This is a genomic window from Microbacterium sp. KU4F, assembly GCF_056868075.1.
The window spans coordinates 2260415-2273473 of record NZ_CP200324.1 but is presented as its reverse complement, the minus strand read 5'-3'; the positions used below and the strand labels follow the sequence as shown (position 1 = coordinate 2273473).

General features: G+C 70.1%; 10 protein-coding genes and 2 pseudogenes. 3 read left to right on the top strand and 9 right to left on the bottom strand.

The features are described 5' to 3' along the window. Positions 1 to 27: 27 nt before the first annotated feature. A complete protein-coding gene (locus tag AC1VNH_RS11600; RefSeq protein WP_483111519.1) occupies positions 28 to 375 on the top strand; it encodes a DUF4870 domain-containing protein in 348 nt (115 codons plus the stop codon). A 35-nt stretch (positions 376 to 410) separates the two neighbouring features. Here the strand turns inward: AC1VNH_RS11600 and AC1VNH_RS11595 are convergent, their stop codons facing one another. Beyond that, on the bottom strand, positions 411 to 1388 hold the full coding sequence (locus AC1VNH_RS11595; RefSeq protein ID WP_483111518.1) for a GlxA family transcriptional regulator: 978 nt from the start codon (positions 1386 to 1388) through the stop codon (positions 411 to 413). 87 nt (positions 1389 to 1475) lie between these two features. Between AC1VNH_RS11595 and AC1VNH_RS11590 the strand changes: the two genes are divergently transcribed. Further along, the gene (locus tag AC1VNH_RS11590; protein WP_483111517.1) at positions 1476 to 1811 is read left to right on the top strand and encodes a hypothetical protein; all 336 of its coding nucleotides are present in this window, start codon (positions 1476 to 1478) and stop codon (positions 1809 to 1811) included. Between the two features lie 25 nt (positions 1812 to 1836). Here AC1VNH_RS11590 and AC1VNH_RS11585 read toward each other — a convergent pair whose 3' ends face one another. Both AC1VNH_RS11585 and AC1VNH_RS11580 read right to left on the bottom strand, forming a co-directional pair. After that, complete coding sequence (locus AC1VNH_RS11585) at positions 1837 to 2970, bottom strand: glycosyltransferase family 4 protein (protein ID WP_483111516.1); 1134 nt, start codon at positions 2968 to 2970, stop codon at positions 1837 to 1839. Further along, on the bottom strand, positions 2967 to 4184 hold the full coding sequence (locus AC1VNH_RS11580; RefSeq protein ID WP_483111515.1) for a glycosyltransferase: 1218 nt from the start codon (positions 4182 to 4184) through the stop codon (positions 2967 to 2969). Before AC1VNH_RS11580 ends, AC1VNH_RS11585 begins: the two co-directional genes overlap by 4 nt. A 109-nt stretch (positions 4185 to 4293) precedes the next feature. On the opposite strand from AC1VNH_RS11580, the gene AC1VNH_RS11575 reads away from it, so the two are divergent. Then, complete coding sequence (locus AC1VNH_RS11575; RefSeq protein ID WP_483111514.1) at positions 4294 to 4887, top strand: hypothetical protein; 594 nt, start codon at positions 4294 to 4296, stop codon at positions 4885 to 4887. 32 nt (positions 4888 to 4919) lie between these two features. On the opposite strand, the pseudogene AC1VNH_RS11570 reads toward AC1VNH_RS11575, so the two are convergent. From AC1VNH_RS11570 to AC1VNH_RS11545, 6 genes and pseudogenes are all read right to left on the bottom strand, one after another. After that, positions 4920 to 7027: pseudogene (locus AC1VNH_RS11570) on the bottom strand (ABC transporter ATP-binding protein). Next, positions 7024 to 8751 (bottom strand): ABC transporter ATP-binding protein, encoded by a 1728-nt coding sequence (locus AC1VNH_RS11565; RefSeq protein WP_483111513.1) that lies wholly within the window; start codon positions 8749 to 8751, stop codon positions 7024 to 7026. The pseudogene AC1VNH_RS11570 and the gene AC1VNH_RS11565 overlap by 4 nt, the downstream one beginning before the upstream one ends. 91 nt (positions 8752 to 8842) lie before the next feature. Beyond that, complete coding sequence (locus AC1VNH_RS11560; protein ID WP_483111512.1) at positions 8843 to 9616, bottom strand: potassium channel family protein; 774 nt, start codon at positions 9614 to 9616, stop codon at positions 8843 to 8845. Positions 9617 to 9644: 28 nt separating this feature from the next. Further along, a complete protein-coding gene (locus AC1VNH_RS11555; protein ID WP_483111511.1) occupies positions 9645 to 11276 on the bottom strand; it encodes a fucose isomerase in 1632 nt (543 codons plus the stop codon). Next, complete coding sequence (locus AC1VNH_RS11550) at positions 11273 to 12178, bottom strand: ribokinase (RefSeq protein ID WP_483111510.1); 906 nt, start codon at positions 12176 to 12178, stop codon at positions 11273 to 11275. The genes AC1VNH_RS11555 and AC1VNH_RS11550 overlap by 4 nt, the downstream gene beginning before the upstream one ends. 7 nt (positions 12179 to 12185) lie before the next feature. Further along, a pseudogene (locus AC1VNH_RS11545) lies at positions 12186 to 13054 on the bottom strand (dihydrodipicolinate synthase family protein). Positions 13055 to 13059 lie beyond the last annotated feature (5 nt).

Here is a 13059-nt window from a genome sequence, read left to right as displayed (position 1 = left end):
TCCGCTTTCCGAGAGGACCATCCCCCCATGACCTCCATGCCCCAGCCCACCGCCGAGACCGGCTCCACCTCGAACACCCCGGCCGTGCTGACACACCTCGGCGGCATCCTGTTCTCGTTCATCCCCAGCCTCATCGTCTTCCTCGTGCAGCGCGGCACGGGCTCGAACCTCTACGAGCAGGCGAAGGAGGCGCTCAACCTGCAGATCACGGTCTTCCTCGGGATGGTCGTGGCCGGCATCCTGGCGTTCATCGTCAACGTGCCCGTGGGCGGACTGGTGTGGATCGTGGGCGTCATCTTCGCCGTGATCGGCGCCCGCGCCGCGGCCAAGGGCGAGCTGTACCGCAACCGCAGCATCCTGCGCCTGGTCAACTGAGCCGCACCGGGCTGCGCCACCGCGCAGCCCGGTGCTCAGGCGACGGCCGCGACCGGCTCGTCGACCGGGCACGCGAAGCGCGCCCGGTAGGCGGTCGGCGTCGTCGACAGCACACGGGTGAAGTTCTGCCGCAGCACGGCCGCGGATCCGAACCCGCACTCGGCTGCGATGCGGTCGAGCCCGTAGTCCGTCTGCTCGAGCAGGCGCTGCGCGTGCAGCACCCGCTGGCGGGCGAGCCAGGACGCCGGCGTCGCGCCGAGGTCGGCCTTGAACCGCCGCGCGAACGTGCGGGGCGACATGTGCGCCTTCGCCGCGAGCTGTTCGACCGACAGATCCTGGCGCAGGTTCTGCACCATCCACTCCGTCACGGGAGCGAGCGAAAGCGACGCGGTCTGCGCGAGCGGGCGCGAGATGAACTGCGCCTGCCCACCCTCGCGCTGCGGGGCCACGACCATGCGGCGCGCGATGGTGTTGGTCGCCTCGGCGCCGAGCTCCTGCCGGAGCAGGTGCAGGCACGCATCCAGCCCTGCCGCCGTCCCCGCGCTCGTGATGACCTTGCCGTCCTGCACGTAGAGCACGTCCGGGTCGATGTCGAGGCTCGGGTACATCTCGGACATCCGGTCGGTGTACTTCCAGTGCGTCGTGGCACGGCGCCCGTCGAGCACGCCGGATGCGGCGAGCACGAACGACCCGCTGCACACGCTCAGCAGCCAGGCGTTGCGGCGCTCCGCCCGGCGCAGCACGTCGGCGAGCCGCGCGTCGATCGTGCCCCACGTGTCGCGCGGCACCGGCGTGACGACCACGAGGTCGGCCTCGTCGGCGAACGAGAGGTCGTGCTCGACATTGATCGAGAAGCCGAGGTTGGACATGATCGCGCCCGGCTCGATGGCGCAGACGCGGAAGTCGAACATCGGGATTCCGTCGTCGGTGCGATCGAGGCCGAACGCCTCGCATGCCAAGCCGAATTCGAACGGCGTGAACCCGGGCTGGACGACGACGGCGACAGTTCTCATGGGATCTCCCGGGGTTGGCAGGATTAACGCGCTTATGGGCAATCCTGCCAGTCGTGGCACGATCGCACAACACGTAGCTTTTCTGCCATGATCGCACTCATCGTCCTCGGCATCCTTTCGATCGTGGCCATCGTCGGCACCGTCATCGCCGTCGCGCGAGACGGCTACGGCCCGGTGCGCACCGACTGGAGCCGCCTCCCCGACCGCGACGACCGCATCGCCCCCACGCCTTCCGCCGCCCCCACGACCCGCGTTCGAGGGACCCGTATTGCGACCCCCGCGTCCGAAACACCGCACCTCGCGTCCCTCGAACACGAAGCGGCGCCGACCACCCCCGTTCAGGGGACTCGTGTTGCGGCCCCCACGCCCGAAACACCGCACCTCGCGTCCCTCGAACACGCCCGCTCCACCGCGTCGGCGTGACCGCGGCCCGACCCGCGGCGCGGAGTCAGGGACGCGGGGCGCGCGGGTGGGGTGTCATCGCCCGCACGGTGTCGAGCAGGATGCGGGCCGATCGCTCCCACGAGAACCGCGCCACGTGCTCGCGACCGGCGGCGATGGTCGCGGCGCGCACGTCGGGATCGTCCAGCTTCGCGACGGCCGCGGCGAACGCCCGCGGGTCGTGCGGATCGACGTACAGGGCACCGTCGCCGGCCACCTCGCGGAAGATCTCGAGGTCGGTGACGACAGCAGGCACGCCCAGCTCGAGCGCCTCGGCGATGGGCAGGCCGTAGCCCTCGTCGAGGCTCGTCGTTGCGAGCACCGCACGGTCGGCGAGCAGGCGCGCGTACTCCTCGTCGCTCACGCCGTTGTGGAACACGACGTCGGCGCCGTCGGGCGTGATCGCCTCGAGTTCGGCGCGGCGCTCGGTCGAGATGCGGCTGAGCAGGTGCAGGGTGCGGCCCGGCAGCGACGCCATCGCGCGCACCAGGTTGCCGACGTTCTTGTACGGCATGAACGAGCCCATGTAGACGACGTTGCGCACGGGTCCGCCCGCATCCACCGCGACGCCGTCGAGGCGATCGGCCAGGCGCTGCGGGGCATTGGGGATCACGACGACCGGGCGCGAGGTGAGGTTCACGTCCGCGAACTGCCGTTTGCTCGTCTCGCTGACCGTGGCCACCACATCCGCCGCGTTGAGCGTGAGCCGCTGCGGGAGATAGCTGAGATGGAACAGTCGCCAGCCCAGGCGCACCGGGGCGGGCAGATCCTTCGGAGGCGTGCGGTGGCGGTAGTAGATCGTGTCGTGCAGTGTGAGGATGACGCGGTAGCGACGCCCGCCCGTGCCGATCGTCTGCATCGGGGAGAAGACGACATCCGGCGCGAATCGGTTGAGGAGCCGAGCCGTGAAGGGCTCGCGCCACGAGGTCGGCGCGTGGATCGCGAGCGTCTGCGCACCGGCCGGCAGCAGCGGGATCTGTCGGGCGTCGTGCACGAGGAAGGTCACCTCGACGCCCGCATCCGCCGAGGCCGCCGACACCGCCGCGGCGAGCTCCGCGGAGTAACGGCTGATGCCGTCGTGGAAGTCCGTGCGGATGTACCGCGCGTCGAAGAACAGCCGAAGCGGCTCGGCTGCCGTCACGGCTCGACCGACTGGCCCCGGTAGAGCTTCTCGAAGGTGTCGAGGGTGCGCGCGATGTCGTGGATCTCGACGCCCTTCAGCGACGCCTCCTGCATCGCGCGATACTCGTCGGGGGATGCGGTGAGCACCCGCGTGAGCTTCTCGGCGAGGTCGTCGGCGTTCTGGGGCCGGAAGAGCCACCCGTTCTCGCCGTCGTGTACGAGGTGGGGGAGGGCGAGCGCGTCGGCGGCCACGACGGGGAGCCCCGACGCCATCGCCTCCATCGTGGCGATCGACTGCAGCTCGGCGATCGAGGGCATCGCGAAGACGGACGCACGGCTGAGGATGCGGCGCAGCTCCTCCTCCTCCACACGACCGTGGAATGTCACGCGGTCGGTGAGTCCGAGCTGCTGCACGAGGGTGTCCAGGGACCTGCGCTGGTCGCCGCCGCCGACGATCTCGACGGTGGCGTTGAGAGCGGGGTCGAGCTTGGTGACGGCCTGCAGCAGGGTGTCGACGTGCTTCTCGGTGGTGAGGCGCCCGACGAACAGGATGCGGTTGCCGTCGCGCGGGGACAGATCCGCCGTGTACCCGGAGGCGTCGATGCCGCAGCTGATCGGGATGACGCCGTGGATGTCGATCGTCGCCTCGAGGAAGTCGGCTGCGCGGCGCGTGGGGGTGGTGACCGCGCGCGCCATGTCGAAGGTGCGCGACGCGTCGTCCCAGGCGAGCTTGACGAAGACCTTGTCGAGCACGGGCGGCAGTGTCGTGAAGTCGAGGATGTTCTCGGCCATGACGTGGTTGGTGGCGACGACCGGGATGCCGCGCTTGCGCGCCTCTCGCGCGAGGCCGCGACCGATGACGATGTGGGACTGGATGTGCACGACGTCCGGCTTCACGCTGTCGAGAACCTGACGCGCGTAGTGCTTGGAGCGCCACGGCCACACGAAACGGAGCCAGTCGTGCGGCTTCCAGCGCACGGCCGGCAGCCGGTGCACCATGACCGGCACGCCCTCGATGATCTCGGTCGCCGGCGGATACGTGCGGTACTTCAGGCCGGGGGCGACGACGTGCACGTCGTGGCCACGGCTCGTCAGACCGGCAGCGAGGCGCTCGGCGAAACGTGCGGCACCGTTCACGTCGGGAGCGAACGTGTCGCAGCCCATGACGATCGTGAGGGGGCGGTCGGTATCGGGCGCCGGTTCGGGGACATCGGGCGTCGAGGGGGTAGTCACGTGTGGTGGCTGCCTCTCTGGGGGGATCGTTTTGCGGGGTGCGCAGGCATCCCGAGTCTACCGGAGCCCTCCCGAGCACCACCGAGGCACCCCGCCTACTCTGGTTGTCATGATGCGATTGCAGGCCGACGCCGATGAGACCCTGTGGGTTCCCGTCACCGAGTCGTTGGGGCTGCGGGGCCGTCGTCACCGCAAGAAGGCGCTGCGGATGCTGATGGCACAGGGCTCGCTCACCGCGGGGGCCGAGCAGCGCACGGGCGGCGGCTTCGCTGCCTGGCTCATGAGCCAGGCGACGCCGTTGCTCATGCGACGGGCCGCCGGACGCGTCCTGGCGTGGATGTGGCGCGCCGACCCGGAGCTCGTCGTCGTGCTCGCGCAGGTGCAGGAGGCCACCCCGCAATTGCGGACGGCGCGCGCCATGATGCCTATGGAGTACGACGACACCGAGGACTTCCGCAATCCGCACCTCGGCACCGGCGAACGTCTGCTGATGGACCTTCCGTCGAACCCCAAGGCGCCGCCGTTCGCGACCTACACGTGGGACATCGGCACGCACCTGGTCACGCTGACCGCCGTCTTCGGCGACCGGGAGCGGGTGAAGACCGCCGTCCCGGCGGTGGACGCCCTCGCCCGCACGCTGCGAGCGGTCGACGACCTCCCGATCGGCGAGTCGCCCGACATCCTCCGTATCGACCCGGCCTGACCGCCCGGTCTCGACGGACCGGCCAGCCGGGCTCAGCTCGAGGGAACGCCCGGGGCGGGCGGCGCCGTCGGCGAAACGGGCGCCGAGGGGACGTCCTCCGGGTGCACGGACTCCGCCGCCGCATCTGCCGTCGCCTCCGACGGCTCCTCGACCAGCTCGGCGGCCGCCTGCTCGAACTGCGAGCGGTACAGACGCCAGTAGGCGCCCTCAGCGGCGATGAGCTGCTCGTGCGTGCCCTGTTCGACGATGTCGCCGTGCTCCATCACGAGGATGAGATCCGCGTCGCGGATCGTCGAGAGCCGGTGTGCGATCACGAACGAGGTGCGTCCCTCTCGCAGCGCCGCCATCGCGTGCTGCAGCAGCAGCTCGGTGCGGGTGTCGACCGAGCTGGTGGCCTCGTCGAGGATGAGCACCTCGGGTCGCGCGACGAACGCGCGCGCGATCGTGATGAGCTGCTTCTCGCCCGCAGACACGTTCGCGGCATCCTCGTCGAGGACCGTGTCGTAGCCGTCCGGGAGCGTCTGCACGAACGGATCGACGCGCGTCGCGACGGCGGCTTCGATCACCTCTTCGTCGGTGGCGTCGGCGCGGCCGTAGCGGATGTTCTCGCGGATGGACCCCGCGAACAGCCACGGGTCCTGCAGCACCATGCCGGTGCGTGAGCGGACGTCGTCGCGGGTGAGTTCGGCGATGTCCTGCCCGTCGAGCAGGATGCGGCCGCCGTCGAGCTCGTAGAAGCGCATGATCAGGTTGACCAGCGTGGTCTTGCCGGCACCGGTGGGTCCGACGATCGCCACCGTCTGCCCCGGCTCCACCCGGAACGACAGGTCAGAGATGAGCGGCTTGTCGGGCGAGTAGGAGAACGCGACGTTCTGGAACTCGATGACGCCCCGGCCGCCCGCAGGCGCGGGAGCGTCGTCGGCGTCGGGCTCCTGCTCCTCGGCGTCGAGCAGGTCGAACACCCGCTCCGCGGATGCGGTGCCCGACTGGATGACGGCCGCCATCCCGCCCAGCTCCGACAGCGGCTGCGTGAACTGCTGCGAGTACTGGATGAAGGCCTGCACGTCTCCCAGACGCAGCTGCCCCGATGCCACCATCAACGCGCCGAGCACGGCGATGCCCACGTAGGTGAGGTTTCCGACGAACATCATGCCCGGCATGATGATGCCCGAGAGGAACTGGGCCCGGAAGCTCGCCCGGTACAGCTCCTCGTTCTCGGCCTGGAACTTCTCGCGCGCATCCGCCTCGCGTCCGTAGACCTTGACGAGCGCGTGGCCCGAGAAGGACTCCTCGACGCGCGCGTTGAGCCGCCCCACCTTGCGCCACTGCAGCGCGAAGGACTTCTGCGACTGCGGGCCGATGACGCCGAAGATCACCGCCATGAGCGGCAGCGACACGAGGGCGACGAGGGCGAGCTGCCACGAGATGGAGAACATCATCACGAGCACGCCGACGACCGTCAGCACCGACGTCACCACGGTGGACAGGGACTGCTGCATCGTCTGCGTGATGTTGTCGATGTCGTTCGTGACGCGGGAGATGAGCTCACCGCGCTGCACCCGGTCGAAGTACGACAGCGGCAGACGGTTGATCTTCGCCTCGACGGACTCGCGCAGGCGCCACATCGTGCGCACCATGATCACGTTGATGACGTAGCCCTGGAACCACGTGAGCACCGCGGAGGCGATGTAGATCGCCAGGGCGGCCATGGTGACCACCCGCAGTCGCTCGAAGTCGATGCCCGCGCCGACCGCGAAGTTCGGCATCGCGCCGACGATGTTGGCGATGTCTCCTTGCCCCCCGCCTGCAGGGCGGCGACCACGTCGGCCTGCGAGGTGCCGGCCGGGAACTGTCCACCGAGGCCCGCGGAGACGACGCCCTCGAAGATGACGTTGGTCGCGTCGCCGAGGACGCGGGGGGCGATCACGGCCAGCACGACGCCGGCGGCACCCGCCAGGGAGACCAGGGTGAAGGCGAGGGCGTGGGGCTTCAGCAGCCCGATGAGCCGCAGGAAGGACTTGCCGAAGTTCGCGGCCTTGCCGGGTGCGACGGAGTCCCAGCTGCCGGAGCTCTGGCGCGCCTGTTCGGCGAGCTCCAGTTCGAGGCGCTCTTCTTCGGTCAGCGCGTCGGGCGTGCTCATGCGTCCACCCCCAGCTGCGATTCGACGATCTCTCGATACGTGTCGTTGTCGGCGAGCAGCTCCTCGTGCGTGCCCACACCCACCATGCGACCGCCGTCGAGCACGACGATGCGGTCGGCGCCGGTGACGGTCGAGATCCGCTGCGCGACGACGATCTTGGTCACCTCCGGCAACCGTTCCCAGAGCGCTTGGCGGAGCCTCGCGTCGGTGCGCAGGTCGAGCGCCGAGAAGGAGTCGTCGAACACGAACACATCGGGGCGGTGCACGATCGCGCGCGCGATCGCGAGGCGCTGACGCTGCCCTCCCGACACGTTCGTGCCGCCCTGCGCGATGGTCGCCTCGAGTCCGCCGGACATCTCGGACACGAAGTCCTTCGCCTGGGCGATCTCGAGCGCCTCCCACAGCTCGTCATCGCTCGCATCCTCACGGCCGAAGCGAAGGTTGGAGGCGACGGTTCCGGTGAACAGGAACGGACGCTGCGGCACGAGGCCGATGCCCTTCCACAGCACGTCGAGATCCGCCTCGCGCACATCGACGCCGGCCACCCGCACGGCACCGCCGGTGACGTCGAACAGCCGCGGGATGAGTGAGACGAGGGTGGACTTGCCGGAGCCGGTCGAACCGACGATCGCGACGGTCTCACCCCGCTGCGCGTGGAAGGAGATGCCCTGCAGCACGGGGGCGTTCGCACCGGGATAGCTGAACGACACGTCGTCGAGCTCGAGAGCGCCGGGTGCGGGGAAGACCGTGACGGGCTGCGCCGGTCGGGCGAGGCCGCCCTCGGCGTCGAGCACCTCGCCGATGCGCTCGGCCGACACGGCGGCGCGCGGGATCATGATCGTCATGAAGCTCGCCATGAGCACGCCCATGAGGATCTGCCCGACGTACTGCATGAAGGCGAAGAGCGTTCCGACCTCGACACCCCCGGCGTCGATCTGACGGCCGCCGAACCAGATCACTCCGACGACCGTGACGTTGAGCACGAGCATCGCGAGAGGGAACAGGAGGACGAAGAGCGACCCCACCTTGCGCCCGATGACCATGATGTCGGTGTTCGCGAGGCGGAAGCGCTCGGCCTCGATCGACTCGCGCACGAATGCGCGCACGACGCGCACGCCGGTCAGCTGCTCGCGCATGACGCGGTTGACGGCATCCAGCTTCTTCTGGAACTGCCGGAACAGCGGCACCATCCGCGCGATGATGAGACCCGCCACGAGCAGCAGCGCGGGCACCGCCACGGCGATCAGCCAGCTCAGCCCCACATCCTGCTGCACCGCCATGACGATGCCGCCGATGGCCAGCAGAGGTGCGGTGACGAGCATGGTGGAGCCCATCATCGCGAGCATCTGCACCTGCTGGACGTCGTTCGTGTTGCGGGTGATGAGCGAGCCCGGGCCGAACTGCGACACCTCGCGCTCCGAGAAGCCGCTGACCTTCTGGAACACGTCACGACGGATGTCGCGGCCCGCCGACATCGCGGCACGGGCGGCGAAGAAGGTGGCGATGACGGATGCGGTGATCTGCCCGAGCGAGATCACCAGCATGAGCGTGCCGGTCGACCAGATGTAGCCGGTGTCGCCGCGGGCCACGCCGTTGTCGATGATGTCGGCGTTCAGACGCGGCAGGTAGAGCGACGCCATGGCGGAGGCGAACTGGAAGATGAGCAGACCCAGCAGCCACCAGCGGTAGGGCGCGAGATAACGCAGCAGGAGTTTTACGAGCACGGTGCCTCCCCAGGCGGGGCGCGGTTCACACGCCGTGCACAGGTTAGGCCCGTCCTCCGACACCCCGCATCCACCGGCGGGAGGATTTCGCTCAGGGCGTGGACTTCTCCGCTGCGGCGAGCGCCTCACGGGCCGCGGCGAGCTCCTGCTCCAGCCGCGCCACGTCGGCGCGGGTGGCGGGCAGCTGCTCCTGGTGACCCCGGGTGACGCGCTCCATGACCCACGACGAGAAGGTCGCCACGATGAGTCCGACGAGCACGACACCGCCCACCATGAGCGCGACCGCGACGATGCGTCCCGGCACCGTGACGGGGGTGAAGTCGCCGTATCCGACGGTTGTCACCGTGCAGAACGCCCACCACACCGCATCCCCGAAGCTTCGGATGTTGCTGCCCGCCGCGTCGCGCTCGACCTCGAGCACGGCGAGCGCCGCTGTCCAGATCAGCAGCAGCGCCGCGGCGATGCCGTACACGAGCATCCTGGCCCGCAGAGAACTGGCCGCGGTGCGGGTGAAGGAGGAGATGCGCGTCAGAGCGCCGAGCAGACGTATCGGTCGCAGGATCGGCAGCAGCGCCATGGCGAGATCGAACAGGTGCGTGCGGAACCACCGAGCCTTCGGCCGCGCCATGGCGAGGCGCACGAGGTAGTCGCCGATGAACATCACCCAGATGATCGCCATGATCGACGAGGTGATGACCTCGGCGACGCCCGACACCTGGGCGATCACGTGCACCGTCTGGGTGACGATGAGCACGAGGGCTGCGATCGTCAGTGGCCAGTAAGTGACGCGATCCCACCTGGCGGTGGCCGCGGTCTCACCGCGCGGGTTCACCCCCGCGCGCTTCTGCCGCCCATCCCCGTGCACACCTGCACTCTAGAGCGCACGCGTCCCCTCACACCGTGACGTCGCCGACCAGGTTGACCCGGATGCCCATGGCGTCGAAGGCCGCGGCCTTCGCGATGAGCGCACGGTCGGCCGTCTCGGCGTCCGGCGCGTAGACGACCTGCGCGTGGTTCGCCTTGTGCCGGGCCATGAACTGATCGCGGCCGATACCGTGCAGCACGACGTGGGCGATGGGCCACTCCGGGTTCGTCGCTTCCTTGCGCCGGCGGGTCTCCTCCTCGGGCAGCTGGACCGCGCTCGCCCGGAAGATGTCGGCTTGCAGCACGCCCTCGGCGATGAACACGCGCGAGACGACGAGCTCGCCCGGCTTGCTCACGCCGTTGATCGTCGCGCCGCCCGCGGGGAAGAAGACGTGTCCCTGACGCCAGCCCTCGGCCTTGTCCCAGCCGCCGAGATGGGATGCGGGCACGGAGCCCGAGATCTCGTAGACCCACACGAACTCGCCGTCGAACTCCTCACCCCACCGCACGTCGTGCAGCGTGTTGTCGGGCACGAGCCCCATCGCGCGCCACACGCGGTCGGTCACGAGCGCGTCGACCGCGACGCCCTCGTCGGCCTCGTTGAAGTGCGGCAGCGCCCGGCCCGCGTGCAGTTCGCGGCGGCCGTCGCGCGAGAAGACGGGCGGCCGCTCGGTCGTGTTCAGGATGCCCTCGGCGAGATCGGATGCGGGCACGAGGTCCTTCAGTCCCTGCTGGTACTGGATGCCGACCGCATCCAGACCGAAGTCGTCCGCGATGCGCACGGCGGCGATGTACATCTTCAGCTGCCACTGCACCTGCTCGCGGGTGAGCTCGGTAGCGGGGTCCTCGCCGAAGCGGAACGTCATCCCCCGCTCGATCAGCCAGTCGAACGCCGCGTCGGCGTCCGCGTCCGTGACCGCCAGCATCTCGGCGTAGAGCGCGGACTGCGAGAGGCGCTCCTTATAGATGCCGGTCGGGTTCAGCAGTTCGTCGTCGAAGATCGCGTTGTACATCCCCATGCACCCCTCGTCGAAGACGCCGATGATGGCCTTCTCCTCGCGCAGCTGCCGGCCGATCGCCTCGCCCAGTTCTCGCTCCGGGCTCTCCGGCAGCGCGGGCAGCGGCCGCACGTGGGAGGTGTCGTGTGTGATGCGGCCGGTGCGCGTCCACTCGAGAAGCCCCTCGCGGAACCAGTCGTCTGCGAAGTCGACCGACCAGATCGTGGCGTAGGGCGTGCCCATCTTCGTCAGGCCCGCGTTCAGCCCCAGCAGACCCACGAGACCCGGCCACTCGCCGGCGAAGTTCGCGACCGTGAGGATCGGGCCGCGGTGGGTGCGCAGCCCCGCGAGCACGTGGTGGGAGTACTGCCACACCGCCTCGGCGACGATGAGCGGCGCCTCGGCCGGGATCTTCTTGAACACCTCCATGCCCATGCGCTGGCTCGAGATGAAGCCGTGGCCGGTCGCGGGGTCGACGTCGTTGGCCCTGATCACGCTCCAGCCGAGGTCGCCGAGCACGCGCGTCACGGCCGCCTCGAGCTCGACCTGCGCAGGCCAGCCGGCGGTGTTCGCCGACTCGCGCAGGTCGCCCGATGCGATCAGGTACGCGGTGTGCGGCGGCGCCACGAGAGCGGCCGGTGCGGCGGGAAGGGTGTAGGTCATGATCGTTCTCCTTGCAGAGCAGTGAGGATGTCGGCGCGCCGCGGCATCGACGCCGCAGCCCCCGGACGGGTGACGGTGAGAGCGGCCGCAGCGGATGCGGCCTCGAGCGAGGAGTGGAACGCGGCGCCGGCCGCCAGCCAGGCGATCAGGACGCCGGCGAAGGTGTCGCCCGCCCCGGTGGTGTCGACCGCGGCGACGGGGCGCGCGGCGACGGCGGCCGCGACCTCGCCGTCGCGTGCGACGAGCGCGCCCGCGGCGCCGAGAGTGACGACGACCGTGCCGGCGGCACGGCTGAGCACGCGGGCCGCGCCCGCCGCATCCGCGTCGCCGCTCAGCGCGGCGGCCTCGTGCTCGTTGACCAGAAGGATGTCGCTCAGCGAGACCAGCTCGTCGATGTGCGACTCGGGCACGGGCGCCGGTGTCAGTACCGTCGTCACGCCGTGTCCTCGAGCCCACCGCATGGCCTCCAGCACCAGCACGACCGGCCGCTCCAGTTGGACGACGAGGTAGCCGGCGCCGGCGATCGCGGCCCGGTCCGAGTCGGACAGTCGGTCGCCCCCGTTCGCCCCCGCGACGACGACGATCGCGTTCTCGCCGTCGTCGGTGACCGTGATGGCGGCGATCCCGGTGGGCTCCGCGCTCGGCACGAGTCCGGATGCGTCGATCCCCTCGGCGAGGAGGAAGCCGCGCAGGCGCCCCCCGAACTCATCCGCGCCGACTGCGCCGAGGAAGCGGACGTCGGCCCCGGCACGCGCGGCGGCGACGGCCTGGTTCAGCCCCTTGCCGCCCGGTCCTGTCGCGAACGACGACCCGCTGACGGTCTCCCCCGGGCGCACCGCGGAGGCGACGCGGACGACGAGGTCCATGTTGGCGCTGCCGAGCACGGCGACCGACGATGCCACGGCAGACTCAGCGGTACGTCGCGATGACGCGCTCGATCTCGGCGAGCGCCGCCTCGTCGGGCTGCACGAGAGCCATGCGGCAGGTGCCGTCGGCGATGCCCATCACCCGGTACGCGGCCTTCATCCGAGCCATGTCCCCGCCGATGACCGACACGATGTCGTCGACCGCCGCCTGGGCGTCGGCGATCGTCTGCGCGTCGCCGGTGTCCGCCGCGGCGGCGAGCGCACGGAACGGCTTGGGGAGCACCGAGGAGACGCCGGACACGACGCCCTGCGCGCCGACCTCGCCGGCCGCGACGAGGTCCTTGTCGGCACCGGTGTAGAGGATGAAGTCGTCCGGGACGACCGCACGGTAGGCGGCGAGCTCGTCGAGGCTGAGCTCGCTGACCTTGGCCCCCACCACCGGACCGAGCTGAGCGAGGCGCGCCAGCAGCTGGGGCTCACGGTGATGCCGCTGCGTCGCGGATAGATGTAGACGTAGAGGGCGCCGTCGCAGACCGCCTCCGCGACCTGGGCGAAGTAGTCGTACACGGCCGACTCGGCGGCGGGCAGGTAGTAGGGAGTGAGGGCGGCGAACTCGGTGACGCCGGCATCCTTCGCGATCTTCACGCGGCGCACGGCTTCGTAGGCGCTCGGCTGCCCGACATGGGCGATGACGCGCATGCGACCCGCGAGCTCCTCGGCCGCGGCGCGGATGAGCTGGGCGAACTCGTCGTCGTCGACCGCGGGGAACTCGCCCGTGGTGCCGAGGACGAAGGCGCCCTCGTTTCCGGACTCGCCGACGTACCGGAAGATCGCGCGGCTGCCGTCGAGATCCAGCGAGCCGTCGGCGTGGAAGCTGGTGGGGATGGCGGTCACGATGTCGCGACGGGTCATGTCGA

Bases quoted from the DNA above. Each gene is read 5' to 3' on its own strand.
- AC1VNH_RS11600 (WP_483111519.1), top strand. From the start codon at position 28: ATGACCTCCATGCCCCAGCCCACCGCCGAGACCGGCTCCACCTCGAAC.
- AC1VNH_RS11595 (WP_483111518.1), bottom strand. From the start codon at position 1,388: ATGAGAACTGTCGCCGTCGTCGTCCAGCCCGGGTTCACGCCGTTCGAA.
- AC1VNH_RS11590 (WP_483111517.1), top strand. From the start codon at position 1,476: ATGATCGCACTCATCGTCCTCGGCATCCTTTCGATCGTGGCCATCGTC.
- AC1VNH_RS11575 (WP_483111514.1), top strand. From the start codon at position 4,294: ATGATGCGATTGCAGGCCGACGCCGATGAGACCCTGTGGGTTCCCGTC.
- AC1VNH_RS11555 (WP_483111511.1), bottom strand. From the start codon at position 11,276: ATGACCTACACCCTTCCCGCCGCACCGGCCGCTCTCGTGGCGCCGCCG.